The sequence below is a fragment of the Aequorivita xiaoshiensis genome (assembly GCF_022008395.1).
Classification (GTDB): Bacteria; Bacteroidota; Bacteroidia; order Flavobacteriales; family Flavobacteriaceae; genus Aequorivita; species Aequorivita xiaoshiensis.
Genome location: NZ_JAIRBB010000001.1, coordinates 458,582 through 482,800 on the forward strand (window position 1 = coordinate 458,582; position 24,219 = coordinate 482,800).

General features: G+C 33.7%; 19 protein-coding genes. 9 read left to right on the top strand and 10 right to left on the bottom strand.

What is annotated here, in order from left to right:
* Position 1: 1 nt before the first annotated feature.
* Positions 2-577 (bottom strand): hypothetical protein, encoded by a 576-nt coding sequence (locus tag K8344_RS02095; RefSeq protein WP_237606639.1) that lies wholly within the window; start codon positions 575-577, stop codon positions 2-4.
* Between the two features lie 806 nt (positions 578-1,383).
* Here K8344_RS02095 and K8344_RS02100 point away from each other — a divergent pair.
* The 3 genes from K8344_RS02100 to K8344_RS02110 all read left to right on the top strand — a co-directional run bounded on the left by K8344_RS02100 (position 1,384) and on the right by K8344_RS02110 (position 6,155).
* Positions 1,384-2,178 (top strand): GLPGLI family protein, encoded by a 795-nt coding sequence (locus tag K8344_RS02100; RefSeq protein ID WP_237606640.1) that lies wholly within the window; start codon positions 1,384-1,386, stop codon positions 2,176-2,178.
* A complete protein-coding gene (locus K8344_RS02105; RefSeq protein WP_237606641.1) occupies positions 2,150-4,810 on the top strand; it encodes a carboxypeptidase regulatory-like domain-containing protein in 2,661 nt (886 codons plus the stop codon). The genes K8344_RS02100 and K8344_RS02105 overlap by 29 nt, the downstream gene beginning before the upstream one ends.
* 226 nt (positions 4,811-5,036) lie before the next feature.
* Positions 5,037-6,155, top strand: a complete 1,119-nt coding sequence (locus tag K8344_RS02110; RefSeq protein ID WP_237606642.1) for a M23 family metallopeptidase — start codon at positions 5,037-5,039, stop codon at positions 6,153-6,155.
* Positions 6,156-6,161: 6 nt separating this feature from the next.
* Here the strand turns inward: K8344_RS02110 and K8344_RS02115 are convergent, their stop codons facing one another.
* From K8344_RS02115 to radA, 5 genes are all read right to left on the bottom strand, one after another.
* On the bottom strand, positions 6,162-6,677 hold the full coding sequence (locus K8344_RS02115; RefSeq protein ID WP_237606643.1) for a DUF6646 family protein: 516 nt from the start codon (positions 6,675-6,677) through the stop codon (positions 6,162-6,164).
* 38 nt (positions 6,678-6,715) lie between these two features.
* Positions 6,716-7,570 (bottom strand): cupin-like domain-containing protein, encoded by an 855-nt coding sequence (locus K8344_RS02120; RefSeq protein ID WP_237606644.1) that lies wholly within the window; start codon positions 7,568-7,570, stop codon positions 6,716-6,718.
* 85 nt (positions 7,571-7,655) lie between these two features.
* Positions 7,656-9,020, bottom strand: coding sequence for an acyl-CoA dehydrogenase family protein (locus K8344_RS02125; protein ID WP_237606645.1), 1,365 nt, complete (start codon positions 9,018-9,020; stop codon positions 7,656-7,658).
* Positions 9,021-9,086: 66 nt separating this feature from the next.
* Positions 9,087-10,190 carry a M23 family metallopeptidase gene (locus K8344_RS02130; protein WP_237606646.1) on the bottom strand — a complete coding sequence of 368 codons (1,104 nt, stop codon included), beginning with the start codon at positions 10,188-10,190 and terminating at the stop codon, positions 9,087-9,089.
* 136 nt (positions 10,191-10,326) lie between these two features.
* Complete coding sequence (gene radA / locus K8344_RS02135) at positions 10,327-11,688, bottom strand: DNA repair protein RadA (protein ID WP_237606647.1); 1,362 nt, start codon at positions 11,686-11,688, stop codon at positions 10,327-10,329.
* 47 nt (positions 11,689-11,735) lie between these two features.
* Between radA and K8344_RS02140 the strand changes: the two genes are divergently transcribed.
* Together K8344_RS02140 and K8344_RS02145 are read left to right on the top strand one after the other, a co-directional pair.
* On the top strand, positions 11,736-14,600 hold the full coding sequence (locus K8344_RS02140) for a sensor histidine kinase (protein ID WP_237606648.1): 2,865 nt from the start codon (positions 11,736-11,738) through the stop codon (positions 14,598-14,600).
* The gene (locus K8344_RS02145) at positions 14,601-15,251 is read left to right on the top strand and encodes a response regulator (RefSeq protein ID WP_237606649.1); all 651 of its coding nucleotides are present in this window, start codon (positions 14,601-14,603) and stop codon (positions 15,249-15,251) included.
* On the opposite strand, the gene K8344_RS02150 is transcribed toward K8344_RS02145, so the two are convergent.
* From K8344_RS02150 to panC, 4 genes are all read right to left on the bottom strand, one after another.
* Positions 15,248-16,390 (bottom strand): alpha/beta hydrolase-fold protein, encoded by a 1,143-nt coding sequence (locus K8344_RS02150; RefSeq protein ID WP_237606650.1) that lies wholly within the window; start codon positions 16,388-16,390, stop codon positions 15,248-15,250. The genes K8344_RS02145 and K8344_RS02150 overlap by 4 nt on opposite strands.
* Positions 16,391-16,470: 80 nt before the next feature.
* Positions 16,471-17,409 (bottom strand): lysylphosphatidylglycerol synthase transmembrane domain-containing protein, encoded by a 939-nt coding sequence (locus tag K8344_RS02155; protein WP_237606651.1) that lies wholly within the window; start codon positions 17,407-17,409, stop codon positions 16,471-16,473.
* A gap of 25 nt (positions 17,410-17,434) precedes the next feature.
* Positions 17,435-17,785, bottom strand: coding sequence for an aspartate 1-decarboxylase (gene panD, locus K8344_RS02160; RefSeq protein ID WP_139854137.1), 351 nt, complete (start codon positions 17,783-17,785; stop codon positions 17,435-17,437).
* A 12-nt stretch (positions 17,786-17,797) separates the two neighbouring features.
* The gene (gene panC, locus K8344_RS02165; RefSeq protein WP_237606652.1) at positions 17,798-18,643 is read right to left on the bottom strand and encodes a pantoate--beta-alanine ligase; all 846 of its coding nucleotides are present in this window, start codon (positions 18,641-18,643) and stop codon (positions 17,798-17,800) included.
* A 129-nt stretch (positions 18,644-18,772) separates the two neighbouring features.
* On the opposite strand from panC, the gene K8344_RS02170 reads away from it, so the two are divergent.
* The 4 genes from K8344_RS02170 to K8344_RS02185 all read left to right on the top strand — a co-directional run bounded on the left by K8344_RS02170 (position 18,773) and on the right by K8344_RS02185 (position 24,107).
* Complete coding sequence (locus K8344_RS02170) at positions 18,773-19,582, top strand: glycogen/starch synthase (RefSeq protein WP_237606653.1); 810 nt, start codon at positions 18,773-18,775, stop codon at positions 19,580-19,582.
* 178 nt (positions 19,583-19,760) lie between these two features.
* Complete coding sequence (locus K8344_RS02175; protein WP_237606654.1) at positions 19,761-21,299, top strand: BamH family beta-barrel-assembly machinery protein; 1,539 nt, start codon at positions 19,761-19,763, stop codon at positions 21,297-21,299.
* A 9-nt stretch (positions 21,300-21,308) separates the two neighbouring features.
* Positions 21,309-23,156, top strand: coding sequence for a glutamine--fructose-6-phosphate transaminase (isomerizing) (gene glmS / locus K8344_RS02180; RefSeq protein WP_237606655.1), 1,848 nt, complete (start codon positions 21,309-21,311; stop codon positions 23,154-23,156).
* 228 nt (positions 23,157-23,384) lie between these two features.
* Positions 23,385-24,107, top strand: a complete 723-nt coding sequence (locus K8344_RS02185) for a sulfotransferase-like domain-containing protein (protein WP_237606656.1) — start codon at positions 23,385-23,387, stop codon at positions 24,105-24,107.
* Positions 24,108-24,219: the final 112 nt, after the last annotated feature.

A 24,219-nucleotide genomic window follows, 5' to 3' on the forward strand; every position in this document is an offset into this window, starting at 1 on the left:
ATTAGGCGGTGTGTTTGGTTACTATTAATATTCCCGTGCCAGTTATTTCGGTTACGGTTATGATATCCCCTTGATGAAGGTTTGTTGTGTCGTCGGTAAGTGCTTCTAGTTCGCGCATGCCGCCTTGAATATTGATGTGAACTTTACCAATTCTTGAACGATTGGCACCAATGGTTAGGTAAACTTCCCCTATTTGGTTGCGTGCGTTTTTAAGCTTTAATGTGCCGCTACTATTCAGTTTCCCTAAGTAATAAAAAATTGAAGCCATTATGGTCATCATTAACAAACCACAAATAATAGAAATTACAATTGTTATGGGTTTAGACAAGCCTTCATTAAGACAAGCTATACCTGACCATCCAAAGATAGTGAAGAAACCAACTAAATTTTTAAATGAAAGAAACTGAAATTCAATACCTGTATCGCCATCTATATCTCCATCCACATCGCTAGTATCGTCAAATTCACCACCAACAAAGGTTAGAATCATTAGGACTATAAAAATACCAGATGCAATTAGTGCAATGGACCAGTAAACCTTTTCAAAAGGTTCAAAAGCTGCAAACCATTCATTCATTGGTTGAGTTATTTATAATTATCTCGGTAATATATAAACTTTATGAAAATGGTGCAATAAGGAAGAAGGAAAGTATTATCAATTTTTTTTTGAAAAAAGAGTAGCATAATCTTATTTAAAATGAAAAAGAAGTTTTAAATATTAAAAGAAGCTCTCACATTAAAAGTTACCTAATTGTGAAGTTATTCAACTGTCATAAATCAGTAAAAAACTCCCTAATAGACTCGTCAACACTTTAAACAATTTTATATAAGGATAATATCGTGATATTTCTTGTCATCGTCTCTATATTGCTAATACTGCTCTTATCAAAAATTACAGCGGTAAGCCATTTCATCTTGACGAATACCCTTGTCTTTCTTATTGTTATTTATACAACACACGACTAAATTCCTAACTATACTGCAAGAAGGTTATAATATAGAAATATCAACTTTTAAAATTTATTTAGTAACTTACTTTTTTGACGATTGGAAAAACCTGATACTTTTCTATCCTTTAATTTTATATTATGAAAAAAATTTATGACACTAGCAATTAGGCTATTATTTTCATTTGGTGTTTATGCCGAAAATAATTATTCATCAATATAGATAGAAGCCTCTGAAAAAAATGCTATTACCGAACTAGCTTCTACGATTATTTGCACAGCTCTTATTGGAGTTGATTGTGATGGAGATGGGGTATATGAGTATATGGCTATTGTTGATTGTGAACATGCAGATGCAGGTATTGAACAATTTATAGCATCCTGCTTCCTGTTTAATTAATTCGTTTTTTTTAAAGAATTTTTCAAAATTATAAATATGCCTTTAAAAGCCTTACTATTATTTTTAACTATTTTAAACTTTACCATTTGTATATCACAAACAGAACGGGGTTTGATTCGCTATGGCGAAATACAAAGTTTAAGTTTGGGTGCACCCATAGGTGTAGATTACAATGCAATATTAATGTTTGATAATAATTCATCATTATACATCACACGGAAAGATTCTTTGGAAAAGACTAAAATTGATGGTCAAAAATCGGTTATTACTGCACAAGGAGGTAGTATTTTTACAGCAGTAACCAACGAAAAAGGATTTCAGTATAACAATTTAATTAAAAAAGACAGTTTCTATTCCCGTGATCTTGGTTTTAACTATGTAAAAGAAAAAACACCTAAAATTAGCTGGAAGATTGAAAAGGAAACTAAAACCATAGGACAACTTACTTGTCAAAAAGCTACTGCCACCTTTAGAGGTCGTGATTATACAGCCTGGTTCGCTCCAGAGATACCACTACCCTATGGGCCATGGAAACTACAAGGTTTACCAGGAGTAATATTAGAAGCCTATGATACCAACAAAGAGATATTTTGGTATTTTAAATCGTTTGAATATCCGGTTACTACAATGTTACCATCTTTCAAGCCAGTTACTCCACCAAAAGGGAAAGATTGGATAAGTATAGAAACTTTTAAGGAAATACAAATCAAAAACTTCAAAAATGCACAAATAGCGGGAAAAATGGTGGCTGAAAAGATGAATATAGAAACCTATTCCAACGATACTATGAAAAATTCTTATATTGAAGTTTTTGATGTTGAGGATAAATAAAATAAATAATGAAACTTTAAAAACATACCTCTTATTTTTATTCTGCTTTTGCTTTTCACTGGTTGGGGCTCAAACGGTTACGGGCACGATAATTAATGGAACTTCATCAGAACCCATAGAAGATGCTTTGGTCATTGCTAAAAATGGTGATAAGGTGGTTAGCTATACCTATACGGATGTCAATGGGCATTATAATTTAAAGATAAATAATTTTGCAGAAATTACACTTACAGCCTCGAGCTTAGGATTTGTTTCAGAAAATTTAAGAATACGTTTTGTTGAATCTCAGGTAAATTATGTTAGCGATTTCCAACTAAACGAAAAAACTGAAACACTCACCACAGTAGTTTTAAAAGCAGATGAAAAAATAAAGATAAACCGCGATACCATTAGTTACCGTATTTCAGCTTTTAAGGATGCTAGCGAACGTACCGTTGAAGATATGCTAAAAAAACTTCCCGGAATTGAAGTTGACGATGATGGGAATATACGAGCCTTAGGCAAACCCATTCAAAAGATATTAATTGAAGGGGATGACCTTGCAGATAGTAACTACAAAGTAATTTCAAAAAACCTTGACATCACTGTTCTCGATAAAATTGAAATAATAAATAATTACGATGAAAATCCCGTTTTAAAACAATTTCTATCTTCTGAAAATATTGTTTTAAACCTTAAACTTAAAAAAGATAAAAAGTCTGTTCTCTTTGGAAAAGCCGAAATAGGTGGTGGTATTGAAAATAGATTTTTGGGCGATGTAAATTTAGGAGTGATAAATCCACTTGTAAAATTACTCAACCTCGCTAATACAAACAATACTGGTAGTCCGGCCGGTAGACAGTTTGGCGTCTATACCTATTCACCAATTGGTTTTAACGATTTTACTAAGGATTTTTCTATTAATCAAAATCCAATTGTCTTTTTAAGCGGTAGCACAAATGAGCTAAATACCGAGAATTATATCGAAAACACTTCAGTTTCGAATAACCTTTTAATAAACAAACGTTTCTCGGATAGTATTAAATTACGAAACTCTCTTTATTATTTCAATGATTCGTTTGAGCAATATTATAAAAGCGAGTATCAATACTTTGTAGAACCAAAAGATATTTTCTTCAAAGAACAAAACTCTTTCAACCAAGAAAAATTTAACCTTAGCAATGACCTAAAAATTACCTTTACGCCTTCAAAAGACAGAAATATTACAGTTGCCAATACACTTACCTTTTTAAATGGAACAAGTAAAAACGGCTTACTCTTTAATGAGGAAAACGTTCAACAAACTCTTCGAAATAAAACTAGGGAACAAGACACCCAAATTCAACTTACCCAGAAGATAAAATCTGGAGCTGTTGTTATTGATTTTTATGTTGGAAGCAAAAAGTTAGACCAGATATTCAAAATCTTTCCAAATACTTTTATTGCTGACAGTATTAATCAAAAAACTCTCAGTTATTCAGATTATAATACTACCTTGGATTATCAGGGCTTGGATGCAAGTCTTGTTTTTAAAAATAATAAAACATCTTACTCATTTACCGGGGGTTTTCAGCATATTAACGAAACCATAAAAACTAAATCCTATTTAGGCTTTCAAAACCAAAATGAAAAGATTGATAGTCTTTCCGGTAGACATACTGCTCGCAGTCTATTGCCACATTTGCAGTTTAAAATAGAAGAAGAATTGTATCAAGATGTTTTACTTTACGCAAACCTAGATGCTATCTGGAACAGTTACGATAAAAACAATTTTTCAAAAAACTTTTTTCTACCCAATCCAAGTGCTGGTTTGAGAATAAGAAAAACTAAAACGGGCACCTATCATTTTAAATATTCCTATATCTCCGAAATACCAAGATTAAATTATTTTACAGATAATTTTATAATAAAAAGTTATCGCAACTTGAGTCTTGGTATCTCAAAACCAGAGGCTCTTAAAAGTCACAGTTACTCTTTTAACTATACTTTTGCGAGAGTGGAAAAGCGGATATTATTTAACGTTTCAGCCACTCATCGCAAATTTTTGAATCAAGTAAGTTTTAAAAACTCTCTTGGCCAAAATACAGATATAACTCAGAGTATATTTAGTCCAGGACAAAAATTATGGTTGTTTCAAGCTAGTTTTACTTCATATATTGACCCTGTAAATACCTCTGTTAAAATTGGTTATCAGAAACAGTTTTCTGAACAAGCTGTAATAATTAATAATGAAAATTCAAAGTTAAAAAACAACACTTCGCAATATTATTTATCGGGAACTACCTATTTAAAAGGAGTGGTTAATTTTAAAATTTTAGCAAACTATACTATAAATGCAGGTGAAAATGGAAGGAATACAATACGTAACGAACGTTATAAATTTGAACTGAAAACCATTTTCAATATAAACAAAGTATTCATTGCCACCTTTGAAAGCAAAGGATATCTAGTTTCGTCACAATTTTATGAGACCAACAATGCGGAAATCGAATTTCGTCCGAAAGGTAAAAACTGGACTTTAGGGCTAAAGATTATTAATATATTTAACGACAAAGAATATATTTTTGAAAATAGCTCAGATTATGTACAGACCGCTACAGTATTTGATGCCGTTCCACGCTATGGAATTTTATATGGGAGATTTAGGTTTTAAACCTATAAACTATTCAAACTCAATGTTTGGATAAGGTTAATAGAATATTAACTCCGAACACCAAAAAACCTTTAAATATTTGGTATAGAGATGGTTGAAACAATTGGGTCCAGAAAAAAATTAAAAAATAGGCGAAAATAATTGGCAGATTATTTATTTTACAGAGGTTGGGAACCAGAATTGGTTTACAGCAAGCTTAATGAAGTTGATTAAAAACTAACTCACTATGGTTCAAAACATTATTTTATTATTAAGCCTGGTACTATTCACCCTATCCTGTAACAAAAATGAATCTATAAACGCTTCACCTAATATACTTGTGGCTTTACCAACACCTCCTGTAAAAGTAAAAAATACTAATGGGGAATGGGTAGTTTACGAAATGCACATAAAAGCACCTTCATTAAACAAGGTTTCCATATTTAATGCAAATACATTACAATTAAACTACAGTGATTTTAATACAAGAGAAAATTTGCACATTGCGAGTATTTGGCTTCCATTTCCAGATCAAGGGTGGCAGGAGAACTCGATGGAGCATGTGTTTGAATACATAGATAATCAAGGAAATACAAAACATCATACTTTTAATTTAAAAATTGAAAATGAATATCCAGAACCTATAAGCATTAACTTTCCTGTGCCCCATGGCGTTTGGCTTGCAGAAGGTGCTCCTGGTGCTACATCGTACCATACACGTGCCATATTTCCATATCCAGACCCACTTTTCGATTCTACTCAACAAGGATATTTAATAGGAAATAATCCCCAGCGTTACGCCATAGATTATGCCTTATTAGTTGATGGGCTTCCCTATGATAATGATGGTTTAACCCTAGAGGATTGGTATTGTTATAATCTTCCAATATTGGCTGCAAAAGGAGGAAAAGTGATTTTTACCGAAGACGGTATCCCAGATAACCAAACACCATTTCAATTAGATTACCCAACGGACATTAATAACGCTACCGGTAATGTTGTTTATATTGAACACGACGATGGAACCATTAGCACTTATTGCCACATGATTCCCAATTCTTTATTAGTGGAGGAAGGAGATATTGTTAGTGCAGGTCAAGAAATTGGACGCTTAGGAAATTCTGGAAATTCCTTTGCTCCTCATTTGCATATGCATGTGCTAATCAACCCTGAACATAAACAACTAACAAAATATGCTGATGGGCTTTTTATGGAAAGTATGCCCTATACATTCTCCGAATTTATAAAGCTTGGAAATCTACCTCCTGGGTATTTAGATGAAAATCCTATAACTCCATTCGTCCCCACCACATCCGAAGTGTTTACCAATGTTATACCATCTGAAAGTGATGTAATAGCGTTTTAAAAGTTATTAAATATTAAAAGAAGCTCCCACATTAAAAGTTACCTGATTGTGAAGTTTTTCAGCAGGTGTTAAAGTATCGGTGTTATACTTTGCAAAAGGGACATTCATTTCTGTGAATACACCAAACCCACTAGTAAAGAAATAACGCGCGCCTAAATGTCCTCCAAAATTCTTTAAGCTTAAATTAAGCCCTGGATATACATCAAAATTTTCATCCACATTTACTACATTACCTAAGTTGGCATTAAACCTTGCTTTTAAGTCAAAACGGTCTGCAAATTTTGCTATTGGCTCCTCATTACCTGCAGGTGTAATGTATTTTTTAACATCTAGCAAATAAGAGGAAGTAAGTCCTACAGAAATGTTTTCACCCATACCGAAGTCTAAACTAGTCATAACTCCTGAACCGTTATTTTGTAAATTGGCACCAACTTGAAATTTTACATCTCCTTTCCCTGTATAGGCTTGAGCAAAGGTTAATTGTAAACAAAAAAGGGCAATTATAGTGGCAAATGTTTTCATCTTAAATTTTTTGACGAATATAGGTAATTATACAATTATTAAAGTGTTTTATTAGTGCGAACAATGGCTTGTTCGTTTTTCCAATCAATCCATTTCTGACCCTTAATTTTTCGCATAAATTGATCGTAGTAACGCATAATAACAATATTGTAAACAGCTTTAGCTAAATTTTTCGGGTTTCTAGCAATGGCGCGTAAACTCATTGAAAAGCCCGGTGTTATATAACGCATATAATGCCAGTACCCTTCCGGCATATACAGCACATTTCCATGTTCTAGATTAGCAATATATCCCTCGGCTTTTTTTAAGGCTGGCCATTTGGTGTAATCTGGATCGTGAAAATTTATATCTTCTCTCGTAATTAAAGAATGAGGAATTTTATACAAGTAATCATTCTGGCTTTGATCAAAGAGAATTACTTCTTTTTTACCTTGAAAGTGAAAATGGAAGATATTTGCCAAATCGATATCATAATGCATAAAGGTATAAGAGTCTTTCCCTCCGAAAAAAAGCATCGGTAAACCCTTCATTAACTTCAATCCAAAATCTGGATACGAAAAATCCTTCTGCAGCTGTGGTACTTCTTTTAAAATATTCCAAAGAAAGATTCGGTATTTAGTAGGTTCTTTTTTAAGAAGGGCTACGTATTCTTTCATTTTCATTTCGGCATGCGGCTCATTAAACCCATCTTTATGACTTACAGGTCGATCATCATACAAAGGCACCGTCTTGTCCCCTGCCACTTCGGCCATATAATCTAAATTCCATTTGGTGTAAGCTGGCCAATCCTCTATAAACCTTTCAATTACAACTGGTTTTTGGGGTTTAAAGTATTGCTTCAGAAAATCTTCTTTGGTAATGGAATTTACCCTATCTATTTCCTTTAATTTCATAGCTTTAATCTTAGTGCAAATTTACTAATCTAGAGCCATCCTAAGGAGAGTGTTAATATAACTTTAAGCATTTATCAATAAATCATTATACAAAAGCGCTGTACCCCGTAATGGCGCGACCTACAATTAGGGTGTTAATTTCCTTAGTGCCTTCATAACTGTAAATTGCTTCGGCGTCTGCTACGAATCTAGCTACGTCGTATTCTAAAAGAATTCCATTCCCGCCCATTACCTCTCGAGCGCGACTTACCACATCACGAGTTCGCATGCTACAAAACACTTTTGCAAGGGAAGCGTGTTCATCTGTTAATAATCCTTCATCCTGTAATTCTGACAGTCGGAAACACATAGTTTGCATGGCCGTTAAATTGGCAACCATTTCTACTAAGTGATTTTGAATTAATTGATAAGAAGCAATTGGTTTGCCGAATTGCTCCCTCTTTTTGGTATATTTTAATGCAGCTTCGTAAGCTCCACGTGCACATCCAACGGCTTGCCATGCCACTCCTGCTCTCGTCATTTGCAATACCTTTGCCGTATCTTTAAACGAATCGCATTTCTGTAATCTATCACTTTCCGGTACTCGACAATTGGTAAGGGTTATGATAGCGTTTTGAACGGTACGCAGCGCCATTTTGTTCTCCATTTTTTCCGCTTTAAAACCAGGATTTTCCTTACGCACTAAGAAACCTTTTACTTGGTCTGAAGCTTCATCACGCGCCCAAATAATTATAACATCGGCAAACGTAGCATTACCTATCCACTTTTTTTGTCCGTTTAAAACCCATTCATCTCCTTCTTTTCTACATGTTGTCCCTAAACCACCTGCAACTGCAGAACCAACTTCTGGCTCTGTTAGCCCAAAAGCTCCTATTAACTCCATACGCTGCATTCTAGGCAACCACTCCTGTTTTTGCTCCTCACTTCCGCAAACATATATCGATCCCATTGCCAAGCCGCTATGAACGCCAAAAAATGTAGAGATGGAAACATCAACTCGAGCCAGTTCCATGGCTATAATTCCTTCCATTAAAAACGGGTGAATTTGTGACCCTACACCTTCGTATGCTATTCCACAGATGTCTAGTTCAGCCATTTTTGGAATAATCTGAAATGGAAATTCAGCTTTATTCCAATACTCATTTGCAATTGGCTTTATCTCATCTTCCATAAAATTACGCACTTTAATTTGCAGTTCGCGTTGTTCTGGGGTTAGCTTTAAGGCCAAATCATAAAAATCCCCATCTATTGGAGGTAATTTATGTTGCCCCTTTTTGCCTCCTTTATGTTTAAGCATTTTCATCAAGCCAGCCAACTGCCTATCATCGAGTTCCCCAACAGTTTTCATTATTTCTGGTAAATCAACTTTTTGTGAAAGTTTCCCCAAGGCATCAAGATCAATATCCTGCATTAAATTTATAGTTTGCTTTATTTTTTTGAAAATAGACATAGTCGTTTTATTAGAGTTGACTCCTAAAGGTACCAATATGTGAATTTGTGAAGGGCTAAATAAAAGTTAATTTGATGAAAGTGGGGTAATTACCCTCTCGGATACATATCCTTTTAAACCTTTTGAAGAATGAATATGAAACCAATCCTGGCTTTTTCCCAATACGCTTATAGTGTCATTTTTTCGAAGCACACCTAATTGTGGAAAAATAGAAGCAGGACCTTTTCGAACCTCAGCAATATATGTATTAATTATAGCCAAATTAACTGTTGAAGGTTTATCAATGGTTTGAATTTCGGTTTTTTTAATAAATGAAATTGGGTTTACAGCACCGTGCTCTTTGTAAACTCCAAAATGTAGATGTGGAGGAAGCTCTGTGGCATTACCGGTGTTTCCAACAAAGCCAATTGTATCACCAATTTTTACTTTATCGCCCTCAGAAACTATAAAGCTGTCTAAATGGGCATAGTAAATTCTTTTTTTCTTTAATTTGTCGGTTATCCAAACTTGTAATCCACCAAACCCACCATTTCCTGTAGATGAAATTGTTCCATCCGTAATGGCAATAACTGGTGTTCCCCGCTTGGCAAAAATATCCACTCCTTCGTGAGAACGACTTCCCGTGTCCCGTGGGTCTGCCCAAAACCCTTGAATATCTTTATTAACCCCGCCAACAACCGGAAAAGGGTATAGTGGTTCAGAGTATATTTTTAATTGAAAGGAACCTTTCATGTTTAGTTGCGGATGAAGAATTAACTTGTATAAACCCGATTCTTCGATTTCTTTTGAAAACATAGATTTATATTCTTCAGCGCTTTTTAGCAGCCTTAATGAATCCTTTTTCACTTCAAAAAAATCAATAAAAACTAAACTAGAATCAACTTGTTTTTGAAGATCCACAACTATTCGTTCTCCTTCTTTAAGTTGAATGTTATAACTGTAAACATTTAATTCGTCTTCGGAATAAACTCCACTTTCAGAATATGGAAGCGTTATTTGAAGGTTGTCGTGTTTCGCTTTTTGAAAAGCTTCCTTCCAAAGCATAAAGGTTGAGTCATTTTCATTAAATTCTTTCTCATAAGCTACCCGTGCAGGAAGTTTTAAAGGTTTTTCAGAAATCTCTACTGTCTTTTGAACATCTTCCTTACAACCCCCAAGCAGTAAACTCAAAAAAAATATGATAATAAATGTTCTTTGATTCATTGCGAGACTAAGATAATGGAAAAATTACCAAAAGCCTTCCCGTATTTGAGCCCACTTTATAAAACAAGATGTGAGCTTATTCGATTCACTTATAAGAATAGCATCAACCAAATAGATGGTGTACAACATCGTGAACCTTAGCCACCTTAATAATATTTATATGGAAATTATTTTTCGGAATTTTACAATACTTTGAGATTACAATAGCGGTAAAGCCAAGTTTCTCTGCTTCTAAAATTCGTTGTTCTACTCGTGTAACAGGACGCACCTCTCCCGCCAAACCAACCTCAGCAGCGAAGCAAAGTCGTTTGTCTATTGCAATATCAATATTTGATGAAAGTACCGCTGCTACAACCGCCAGATCTATTGCTGGATCATCAACTGTTATGCCTCCAGTTACATTTAAAAAAACATCTTTAGCGCCAAGTTTAAAACCGGCTCGTTTTTCTAAAACAGCAAGAATCATATTTAGTCGCTTGGCATTATATCCCGTTGCGCTACGTTGAGGCGTACCATAAACAGCACTACTAACCAAAGCTTGAATTTCAATCATAAGCGGGCGCATTCCCTCTAGGGTTGCAGAAATTGCGGTTCCACTTAAATCTTCCTCGTTTTTTGAAATTAGAATTTCTGAAGGGTTTGAAACTTCGCGAAGACCACTCCCCTGCATTTCATAAATTCCCAATTCGTTGGTGCTTCCAAAACGGTTTTTGTTTGCGCGAAGAATTCTATAAATATGGTTTCTATCACCTTCAAATTGCAGAACCGTATCCACCATATGCTCCAATATTTTGGGACCTGCGATATTGCCGTCTTTAGTAATATGTCCAATTAAAATTACTGGGGTAGCAGTTTCCTTTGCAAATTTTATAAGTTCAGCAGTAGTTTCTCGAATTTGAGAAATACTACCTGCAGCACTTTCAATATGGTCTGTATGTAAAGTCTGAATAGAGTCGATTACAACAATGTCTGGAGCAACTTCTTCTATATTTCTAAAGATATTTTGTGTTTTAGTTTCGGTTAAAATAAAACAATTCTCAGAGCTCGGCTGAATACGCTCGGCTCTCATTTTAATTTGCTGTGCACTTTCTTCTCCCGAAACATAAAGTGTTTTATAAGGAAGTTCTAATGCAATTTGAAGCATCAAAGTGCTTTTCCCTATTCCTGGTTCTCCCCCTAGAAGGGTTAATGAACCTGGAACCAAACCGCCACCTAACACTCTGTTTAACTCGTTATTCTGTGTGTTTAATCTAGCTTCTGCTTGAGTTGAAATTTCGGATATACGTTGCGGTTTTGTCACTCGCTTAGCGGTGGTTTCAGAAGATTTCCAACTTAACTTTTCAGCTTTTTGGATTACTTCTTCTGCAATTGTATTCCATTCTTTGCATGAAGTACATTGCCCCTGCCACTTTGCAAATTGTGCTCCACAATTCTGACAAAAAAATGTTGTTTTTGTTTTAGCCATAATAATTCCGCTAAATTAAATATATTTACTGTAGAAACCATCTATAAATGAAACGCTTATTCTTCACTCTTCTTTTCTTAAGTGTTTTTTTGTTGAGTAGTAATGCTCAGCAACTTCAATTTAAAAACTACAAAGTAGAAGATGGTTTAATTAGCAACGAGACTCACGCAATACTTCAAGATAGTAAAGATAGAATTTGGATTTCCTCTATAGGAGGAGTGAGTTGTTTCAATGGAAAAACTTTTAAAAACTACACTACTGAAAACGGGCTAACTTCAAATATAAGTTTTAGCATTTTTGAAGATTCTAAACAAAGAATTTGGGTAGGAACACTTAACAAAGGTGTTTGCGTAATTCAAGATGAAAAAGTAGTTCTTAGTGAAACTTTTGAGACTAAATTTTTAGGAAGTGCAAATAGTTTTTTAGAAGCCAAAGATGGCACAATTTATATTGTCTTTGCAAGAGGCATAGCGTCTTATAAAAATGGAAAGTGGGAAAAATTGGATATTAATTACAATGTAACTAATAATGCTACTCTATTAAAATCTGCGTGGTACGACGATAATACCATTTTTATTACTTCTTCTAACAAAGGCGTTTTCAAATTAACGCTGGACACTCTCAAACTTGAAAATATTTATAGTGACAAAGACGGAATAAATAAAATTTGTTATTCAATCTTAATCGATGATGATAAGGTTATTTGGTTAGGTACATACGGTAGTTTATGCAAAATAGATAAAGGCAAAATCACTAATTACAATTTCAACCTCAACGAATTTGACTTAAACCGCGTTTATGATATTCTGGAAGAAAATGAAAATGAGCTTTATTTAGCTTTTGAAGGAAATGGTTTTGGGGTATTTAATAAGGAAACAGGTAAGATTATCATATATAACGAAAAGCAAGGAATGCCTAGTAAGTATATTTACAGTATAATTAAAGATACTGAAGGGAATCACTGGATGACTTCTTACGGTGAAGGGATAATTCGTTTTCGGGATACTTCGTTTAAAATTTATAATAAAGAGCAGGGGATGCCCTCGAACTTTGTCAATGATTTTTTGCAGTGGGATGACCAGTTAATTATTGCAACTGATGCCGGTGCGATAGCAGTTACGAGTCCAGAAAACGTTCGTTATTTTACAGATAATAAACCTGTAACCAACTTGTTTATAACTCCTGAGAACACTTTGTTGGCTTCTACAAATCAGGATGTAAAAGAATATTCCAAAAATAAACCACCTAAAGTTATAGACACAGGGGTTTATAATTTAATCTATAAGGATGAAGATCGTACGCTGCTTTTTGAAACTAGCAGAATTAAAGCCATAACTAAGGACTCTACCTATTTTATAAATTCTTCTCGAAGTGTTGGGGTTGTGCCAATTGGAGATCGTCTTATTCTTTGCAAAATCAGTGGTTTACACCAACTTCATAACAACAAGGTTAGCCCCATACCTGGGATTGACTTTTATAAACATAATAATTTTAGAAGCATAGATGTAATAAGTGAAAACGAAATTATAGCTGGAAATGAAAAAAACTTTTATTATATAAAGCTAGAAAATGAGGAATTTAAGATAAAGGTATTAGATATTTCGCGCTTAAATAATTTAAATTATTTCCGCGCATTAAAAGTTGATGATAAAGATTTATGGGTAGCAGGACGAGATGTATTCTATAAAATTGATCTAAAACTATTATTAGAAAAGGATAGTATATCAAGTAAACATTTTAACACAGTTTCACATTTTTTAGAAAACGACATAGATTTTAATTCGCTACATGTCACCCACAAAAAGACGGTAGTAGCCTCTTCTATAAATGGTATTATTACCTTTAGGGAGGATGAGTATTTACAAAATTTTCAACCTCCAAGATTAAACCTATCTGATGTGTTTTTGTTTTCTGAACCCTTGGAAGATAGTTTGTACCGTAGCTCAAATAGAATTATCCTACCTTTTCAAAAGAATTATTTAACTTTTTTAATGGAGGCAATAACATTTACAAATCCAGAAAAGGTTAAATATAAATATAGAATGATAGGACTGCGTGACGGGGATGAATGGTCACCAGCAACCTCCGATCCAAAAGCTGTATTTTCATTTTTACCTCCTGGAGATTATACTTTCGAATTTATTGCAGACAATGGGATTGGAAATTGGCAGTCTAAACCTTACCAATATAATTTTACTATAAAACTGCCATTTTGGAGAACAGGGTGGTTTTGGTTTTCTCTTTTAACGCTTATCTCTTTGGGTGTCTTTATTTCCATTTACTTTAAAAATAAGCAAGAGCAAAAAAGAAATGAAAATTACACTCATAATCTAATTAAAGCTCAAGAACAAGAGCGGATACGAGTAGCTCGGGAACTTCATGATAGTGTGGGACAAAAACTAATGTTGCTAACCAAGAAAACAAAATCGCTTGGTAATATTGAAATGGAATCCTTGGCGGGAAATACTTTAGATGAACTTCGCACAATCTCTAGAGGTTTACACCCAGCTACCCTGGAAAAACTAGGACCAACAGCAGCAATAATAAAGTTAATAAACGAGGTTGACGACAATACAAATATTTTTTTTACGCATGAAATTGAAGATATAGATGCTTTGTTAAGCAAGGATGCATCCTTACATTTATACAGAATTATTCAAGAGGTGTTGAACAATATGATAAAACATTCTGATGCAAAAGCAGCCTATATAAAAATTGTAAAGAAAAATAACTTTATAGAGACTACAATTGTGGACAACGGTAAAGGATTTGACAGTATTGATAAATTAAAATTTAATAATAGCTTAGGAATGCAAACTATAGTAGAACGTGCTAAAATTCTAAATTCCAAAATTGACATTAAAAGTCAAATAAATAAGGGTACCCAAATAACTTTATCTACACCACTTTAAATGATTGTAAAAAATGATATAACATTCGTAATCGCAGACGATCATCCAATGATTTTAAAAGGATTGAACGATGAGCTAATTTCTAATAACTACAATGTTGTGGGAAAAGCGATAAACGGCTTACAAGCATTAGAACATATATTAACCTATAAACCAACAATTGCTCTTCTAGATATAGATATGCCATTATTAACCGGATTTGAAGTTATAAAAATGGCAAAAGAAAAAGAAGTGGATACAAAGTTTATTGTGCTTTCATTTCACAAAGAGAGTGATTATATATCTCAAGCCAAATCACTTCAAATAAATGGATATCTCCTTAAAGAGGATTCATTTTCTGAAATTGAAAAGTGTATTAATGATGTAATTCAAGGAAAAACATATTTTAGTAAATCTTTTGAACCGTCATCACTTCAAACCGTATCAGACGATTTGAAGAAAATAAAACTTTTAACAGCTTCAGAAAAAACAATTTTAAAGTTGATTGCACAACAGCTAAGTACTGCTGAAATCGCCGATAACCTATGTGTTTCACCAAGAACGGTAGAAAAACATCGCAGCAATATACTTTCTAAATTAGAATTAAATGGCACTCATCACTCATTGAGTAACTGGGCTATAATTCACAAAAAAACAATTCGAGAGATTTAATCCCTAGCACTTAAGTCGTCTGCTAAGTCTAAAAGTAATTCTTGGGTAATAAAATCTGCATCTTGTTTTCCAAAACCGCTGCGATAAATTCTAATTGCTTTTCGGTAATCCCCTTGTGATTCATAAAAACGCCCCAAATAATAATCACCTAAAACATTATCGGGGTATTGTTTTTTAGCAAGTTTCGCTAGTTTTTCTACAGCTTCCCATTGATTTTGCTTTTCTGCAGCTGTTCCTACGGCAATAAAGTCGTTAATTCTAATAGGTATATCTAATCCAAACAAATCTTTAATAATTTGATATTTATCAACTAGGTATTGATATACTTGAGTATTCTTATTCAATAAAACTTCAGAAAATTCTGCTTTACTTATTGGTCTATATACAGAAAATATCTTCTCTAAAGCATTGGGGATACCACGCCCCACTAATGAATAATGTGTCGCATTTTCAAAATTGTCGTAGTAGTAATTAAAAGTTTCGCTCTCTATACCATTTAATTGATTATTTAAACTTTCAGTAGATTCTTGTAATCCTTTAATATCTTCTGTACCAGTAGCCAAATAATAAAATAGTTTTTCAGGAATCTGTGGAATACGCTGTACAAGACGCTCTTCCATCATTGGCGCTAAGTCTGGGCTTAAATTTATATATCCGTTTAGCAACGGTGGATCCTTAAATAAATAGTAGTTCAAAAAGTTTGCAGTAAAGTCGTGTCCCACCCCAATAATGAATTTAGCTGTTCTATAATTTTCATCTATATATGGAATCAATTCTAACCCAATAAATTCAAAAAAACTAGCTCCTTTGTCAATTGGCATATAACTCCGGTCGTCGTATTCTCCATCTTTATATCTACTTCCTGATTGCATAACACCTACAACAATTGCTTCAGGCATATCCTCCCAATAACTAAAGTAGTCTACATTACCAGCAACTGGTTCAAACAAGTAATCAGCATCAAGTACTAAAACTATAGGATATTTTTTATCTGTATTTGTATCGTAATTTCTGGGTAACTGTATCTTAAGTTTTCGCGTTTCATCCAGTTTTTTTGAATTGAATTCTTCATAAATCACCTGTGAACTAACTGTACCGAATGTTATTGCAAAGAATGCAAAAAATATAATTTTTTTCATATCAAGGATTTTTTTAGCTTCCGACTGTAAAATAATCAATTTTAAAATTGTTGTTTTTTAAATTAGCTTAATTATAACATTTACTTGTCTCGATTATAAATAGGCAACAAGATCAAGGAAAGAACACCGAATAAAACGATGGAACTTATATTGGAAATCCATACAATCCAACCTATTGCCACACCAACTGTTTTGGCTATTGCAAAAACCGATAATATCCCCGCAATCGCAGCAGGATAAGTTCCAAAACCACTATTTGTAAAGGCAAAGGTAAAACTGCCTACTACAAAAGTAATGATGACAGTACCTATTGAAATATTAGATGTTTCTGGTAATGCGTGAATTGCAGTGTAAAATGATAATATATATAAGCCCCAAATAAAAAATGTGTGGAGTATAAAAGGACCCTTTTTTTTCATCTTCACTATACTGAAAACCCCCTCCTTTAATCCTATTACAAAATTTTTTAATCGCTTATTTACATCAGACTTCGAAAACCGAATATAAATGGGAATACTAATAATTATTAATAGAACACCAACAGCAAGCACATATAATATGGAAGCTGGAATAGCTTCAAATATATAATCGTAAAGTACTTCGAATTTAATAATGCAGGCTAGAGCTGTAAAAAATAGTAAGAACAGTAAATCGACAATTCTTTCAGATATAATAGTACCAAATCCTTTTTGAAATGGCACATTTTCGTATTTATCTAAAATTACAGCCCTTGATACTTCCCCACTTTTTGGAATAAATATATTCATTAGGTAAGCTACAGAAACAGCCATAAAGTTATTGGCAATTTTTGTTTTACACCCAATGGCCTCTAGCATAAAGCTCCACCGATATGCACGTGAAAAATGACTAAGGACACTTAGAAAAACTGAAAGTAATACAAATCCGTAATTTGCATCGGCAAAATACTTCTTCGTTTCAGCAATTTGTGTCGGTGTAAATGATTGGTATATATACCAAATTAGAAAAACCCCCAATCCTAAAGGAATGGAAATTTTCAAAAATTTTAAAAAGAAGCGATTCAATTTAACGCAAAAGATTGGTTGCCTCGTCTGGGAAAACCAATGCAGGTTTAAAAGCTTTTGCTTCTTCTATATCCATAATTGCGTAAGTAATTAAAATAAGGATATCGCCAGGAGCTACTCTTCTTGCCGCCGCTCCGTTTAAAGTGATTTCACCACTTTTTCTCGGACCTGGAATTGCATAGGTTTCAAGACGTTCACCGTTATTATTATTTACAATTTGAACTTTTTCGCCTTCAATAATATTGGCGGCATCCATTAAATCCTCGTCTATAGTGATGCTACCGATATAATTAAGATCGGCACCGGTAACTTTTACTCTATGGATTTTAGATTTTACTACGTGTATTTGCATTTTGCAAAGGTATTAATTTAATGACATATTATCTATTAACCTCACTTCTCCTGCGTATGCCGCTATAAAAGCCCTGTATTTTGCGCCATTGCTTATTTGCTCAGCTGTTTTAAGGGTTCCTTCATCGGCAATTTCAAAATATTCGAGATTTAAATGAGGGTTTTGCAAAAATCGTTCCGCAACTAATTCATTTAAAGCTGATATAGAAGTAGATGAAAAATTCTCTTTTACTTCATTTAAAACTTTATAAATTACTGAAGCTTCTTCAAATTGCTTTTCGGTTAGTCGTTTATTACGCGAACTCATTGCAAGACCATTGCTTTCTCTTAGAATTGGACACCCTACAATGTTTACTGGAAGATTTTCAATTTCAACTAATTTTCTAACTATTTGCAATTGTTGAAAATCTTTTTCCCCGAAATAAGCAAAATCTGGTTGGATAATTCTGAAAAATTTATCGAGAATAGTCCCTACTCCGTCAAAATGTCCTTTTCGATGTTTTCCTTCCATTTCATTTTCCAAACCATCAAAATTGTAGTTTTTCGATGAAACTGATTCGCTATAAAGGTCTAAAACTTCGGGTAGGTATATAATTAATTCCTTATTTAAACTATACAATAAAGATATATCGTCCTCTGGAGTTCGCGGGTATTTATCGAGATCTGAACTATTGTTAAATTGAGTTGGGTTTACAAAAATACTAATAACTACAACATCGTTTTCGTCTAAGGCTTTCTTTACTAACGAAATATGTCCTTCATGCAATGCACCCATTGTTGGCACAAAACCTATTTTATTGTTTTCTCTAACAAGTGAAAGAGCTTGTACCAGTGATTGCTTTTGGGTAAATATTGCCATAAAAAGGTTTTAAGAGCGGCAAAATTAATATATTAAAGACAATCTACATAAATTTTCGTAATTTTGCGTGTTTTTAAAAATCTCCTGTTTTAGGAAAAAATTGCATTTAACACTTAAAATACCCTATAGATGAAAGATAAAAGAGTCTTGTATGTGTCTTCCGAAGTAGTACCATATCTTCCTGAGACCGAGATTTCTTCAATGTCGTTTGAAGCTCCAAGAATGATTAACAACAGTGGCGGACAGATTAGAATTTTTATGCCTCGCTACGGCAATATTAATGAAAGAAGACATCAATTACACGAAGTAATTAGACTTTCTGGAATGAACCTAGTAATTAACGACTTAGATATGCCGTTAATTATTAAAGTAGCGTCGATACCAAAAGAGCGTATACAGGTTTATTTTATTGATAACGAAGATTACTTTAAAAGAAAAGCAACCTTTGCAGATGAGGAAGGGAATTTCTTCAAAGATAACGACGAACGTGCTATCTTTTTTGCGAAAGGAGTAATTGAAACAGTAAAGAAACTTAATTGGGCTCCAGATATTATTCACGTTCACGGTTGGATGGCTGCATTCTTACCATTATATCTGCGTAATTACTACGGAACTGAACCACTTTTTGAAAACAGTAAGATTGTAACTTCTGTGTACAATCAAGGATTTGATGGCGAGTTGGCTAAAAACACTATAGACAAAGTGAGATTTGATGCTATTGATGATGAAGCAATTATGGGACTTGAGAATCCAACTTACGTTAATTTAATGAAGATTGCACTTGATAATTCTGACGCCATCATCAAAGGTTCTGAAGAAATACCTGCAGAACTTGAAGAATATATTAACACTTTGGAAAAACCTGTGTTAAATTATCACAATATGGAGAATTTTTCCCAAGCATATTTGGATTTTTACAGCGAGAAAGTATTAGAATAATTTCTTCAACATTCGCAATAATATTTGCGTCTTATAGTTTCAACCGAAAAACAATTAAAAAGAAACTGATGAAATGCCTATTTGCTATTTGCGGTACAAAAAGTGTAAACACTTTTGAATTACTAAACGAAAGCAATTTGCGTATTGGGCGTTTCTATTTATCAAATACTATTTGCAAATGAAAATTAAAAATTTGTTGCCCCTCGCCGGCACTATTTTATTTATAATTATTGGCTTATCTTCTTGTGAAAGCGATATAAGTACAATTGGTTCTGAAATACTTGGAGATGAAAGTCCGAATGGTATTTTGGATGAATCACACACTGTAATTTCTTACAGCAAAAAACTTGGCCCTCTACAAAGTAATAGACTTCCAGCCTACCAATTGGGAGTTTACAATGACCCTGTTTACGGCAAATCTACTGTTAACTTGTTATCACAGCTTACTATGGAAAAAAACAATCCAACGTTTGGTGATAGTGCTCGTGTAGATAGTGTTTTTGTGTATTTACCATATTTTAGTGAAGGAACAACTGTGGATAGTGTAACTACTTATGAGTTAGATTCAATCTACGGTATCAGTCCTATAAATGTGAATATTTATAAATCTAACTACTTCTTAAGAGAATATGATCCTGAAGCTGGTTTTCAAGAATTTCAAAATTACTACACCAATCAAGGTGCTGAATTTGAAAACTATATCGATACCGAATTAGGAAAAGTAGAACAATTTATTCCTACTAGAAATGGGTATATTTATAATGAAGGTACTGACGAAGAAGAAAAATTAGGTCCTGGATTACGCGTTAAATTAGACTCAACTTTTTTCCAAACTACTATAATTGATATGGAAGGGAAAGAGGAGTTGCGAAACAACAATAACTTCAAAAATTATTTAAGAGGAATTTATTTTAAAGTAAACTCCCCTACTAATGATGGTAGTTTGTTTTTGTTTGATCAATCTAAAGCAAATGTCTCTATATTCTATAGTTATTACGATGAAGATAGTGAAGGAAGAAAAGACGATGTCTTTAAATTAAATTTTAATGGTATTAATGTTAATACCTTTGAAAATGAACTTCCTAGCCCTATACAAACAGCTGTAGATAATCCAAATACCGAAACAGGAAATGAAAACCTTTACATTCGTGGAGGTGATGGAATAATTTCTGTTGTAGAACTTTTTGGAAAAGATCTGGACAATAATGGTGTTGCCGATGAACTTGAATTACTTAGAAGTAAAAAATGGCTTGTTAATGAAGCAAACCTTGTTTTTTATGTAAATCAAGATATCGTATCAGGTGGTGCATCTGAACCAGAACGTATTATGATTTACGACTTAAAAAACAGCAACGTCTTAGTAGATTACACTTCCGACCCAACAAACGGTTTGGAGCCAATTGAGGCTTTTACCAATCATTTTGGAAGGTTAGAGCGCGGTACTGATGGAAATGGAAAATATTATAAATTAAAAATTACCGACCATATTAGTAACATTATAAATAAAGATAGTACAAACGTTCCTTTAGGAATTGTTGTATCTCAAAATGTTAAGAATAGAACAACTCAAAAATTAAAAGAAGCTATGGAACCTAGTATCGAAGAGGTGCCATCTAGTAGTGTTATTTCTCCTGAAGGAACCGTTATTTACGGAAATGCAACTTCCAACCAAGAGAAAAAACTGAAACTTCAAATTTATTATACAGAACCAAATTAAAATTCGACTATGTGTGGAATAGTAGGCTATATTGGCAAAAGAGAAGCATATCCGATAATTCTAAACGGTCTTAAGCGCTTAGAGTACAGAGGATACGATAGTGCAGGAATTGCACTTTATGACGGAAAAGATATCCAGCTTTGTAAAACTCAAGGAAAGGTTGCAGATTTAGAAACTAAGGCTGAAACTGAGATAAATCGCGAGGGAAATGTTGGAATAGGACATACTCGCTGGGCAACTCACGGTGTTCCAAATGATGTAAATAGCCATCCTCATTATTCAAATAATGGTGAATTGGTAATGATACATAATGGTATTATTGAAAACTACGCATCAATAAAAAAAGAATTAACAAATAGAGGTTACACTTTTAAGTCTGAAACAGACACAGAAGTATTAGTTAATCTTATTGAAGATATTCAAAAACAAGAAAAAGTAAAACTTGGAAAAGCAGTGCAAATCGCACTTAACCAAGTTGTAGGAGCTTATGCCATTGCTGTTTTCGACATTAAAAAACCAAACGAAATTGTAGTTGCTAAACTAGGTAGCCCATTGGCTATAGGTGTTGGAGAAGATGAGTTTTTTATAGCTAGTGATGCTTCCCCATTTATCGAGTTTACAAATAATGCTATCTATCTTGAAGATGAAGAGTTAGCTATTATTAGACTAGGACGTGATGTAAAAATCAGAAAGATAAAAGACGATAAATTAGTTGCTCCTTACATTCAAGAACTTCAGTTGAATCTTGAACAAATTGAAAAAGGTGGTTTTGATCACTTTATGCTAAAGGAAATTTACGAACAACCTTCTGTTATTAAAGATACTTATCGTGGAAGACTCCTTGCCGACCAAGGTATTGTAAGGCTTGGCGGACTTGAAGACCATATCGAAAAGTTTTTAAATGCCGATAGAATTATTATTGTTGCATGTGGAACCTCATGGCATGCTGGTTTAGTTGCGGAGTATATTTTTGAAGATTTAACACGTATTCCTGTTGAAGTAGAGTACGCATCAGAATTCCGTTATAGAAATCCGATTATTTCAGAAAAAGATGTTGTTATTGCTATTTCACAAAGTGGTGAAACAGCCGACACGCTTGCAGCTATTAAATTAGCAAAATCTAAAGGTGCTTTTGTTTTCGGTATTTGCAATGTTGTTGGTTCTACTATTTCAAGAGAAACGCATAGTGGTAGTTATACCCACGCCGGACCCGAAATTGGAGTTGCTTCAACTAAAGCGTTTACAACTCAAATCACTGTTTTAACAATGATGGCTCTTCGCCTAGCAAAAGCCAAAGGAACTATTTCTAACAGTGCTTATATGCTTTATTTACGTGAATTGGAATTAATTCCAGATCAAGTTCAAGAAGCGTTATTAAGCGAGGATAAAATAAAAGAAATATCTGCAGTGTTTAAAGACGCACGCAACTTCCTTTACTTAGGTAGAGGTTATAACTTCCCAGTGGCATTGGAAGGAGCGTTGAAGTTAAAAGAAATTTCATATATCCACGCCGAAGGATATCCTGCAGCCGAAATGAAACACGGCCCTATTGCTCTTATTGACGAGCATATGCCAGTTGTGGTAATCGCAATAAAGAGTGAGCATTACGAAAAAGTAGTGAGTAACATCCAAGAAATTAAAGCTAGAAAAGGTAAAATTATAGCTGTAGTTTCTAAAGGGGATACTGCGGTTAGAGATATGGCAGATTATGTAATTGAAGTGCCCCATACTCCAGAAGCATTAACACCGTTGGTTACTACAATTCCATTGCAGTTGCTTTCTTATCATATTGCAGTATTACTAGATAAAAACGTAGATCAACCCCGTAACTTAGCCAAATCGGTTACTGTGGAATAAGTTTCGAACGAAACGAATAATACTTTAAAGACGAATTTTAGAAATATTTCTAAGGTTCGTCTTTTTTAATTATAGATTATGTTGAATGTTTTAAACATCCTTGTATTTTTTTACTCCTGTTTCAAGTTGTCAATATAAAAGAAGTCGAGAATAAAACACTGAAAAAATTCAGTTCGAGCTATTATAAAAGATATCCTATTTCCAAAATAAATTTGATACTTTTAGTAAATGAAAGTAATCAATCTTATCTCGGGTCCGCGAAATCTTTCTACCGCCCTTATGTATTCGTTTGCACAACGAGAAGATATTTCTGTTTTAGACGAGCCTTTTTACGGTTACTATCTCGCTAACGCAGCATTGGAAAATGAGCATCCTTCTCAAAAAGAAATTCTACAAACTATGGAATTGAAAGAGGAAAAGGTGGTTGATGCTATAAACAAGCTTTCTAAAACCCAAAAGGTTTTTGTAAAAGGGATGGCACATCATTACCTAACAGACACACCACACTTTATATTAAATTGGGAAAATGTTATTCTTATTCGTCATCCAAAAAAATTGATTGCATCCTTTTCAAAAGTAATCCACACCCCTACTTTGAATGATATTGGAATAAAAAAAGCTTCAGAATTATTCTTATTTCTGAAGAACAATAAAAAGACTCCTACAGTTATTGATAGTGACGAACTTTTAAAAAATCCCGAAGCCTATCTAAGAAAACTTTGTAAATTACTGAAAATTCCTTTTTCTGAAAAAATGCTTCGATGGGAAAAAGGCAGCATTCCAGAAGATGGAATTTGGGCAAAACATTGGTATAAAAATGTTCACAACAGCGAAGGGTTTAGGCTTCAAAAAAGTAGTTCTCAGCCCTTACCCGAACATTTGAAATCGTTGCTAAAAGAGGCTTTGCCCTATTACGAAACTCTAAAAAATAATATTGTGAATAATACATAATTATTATGAATTCAAACCAATACTATAAGAATACCGAACCCGAATGGTTCATATATTTATAGCAAACATCATTGAAACCGCATCCGGCCCCGATGGGGTCGTATAAATATCG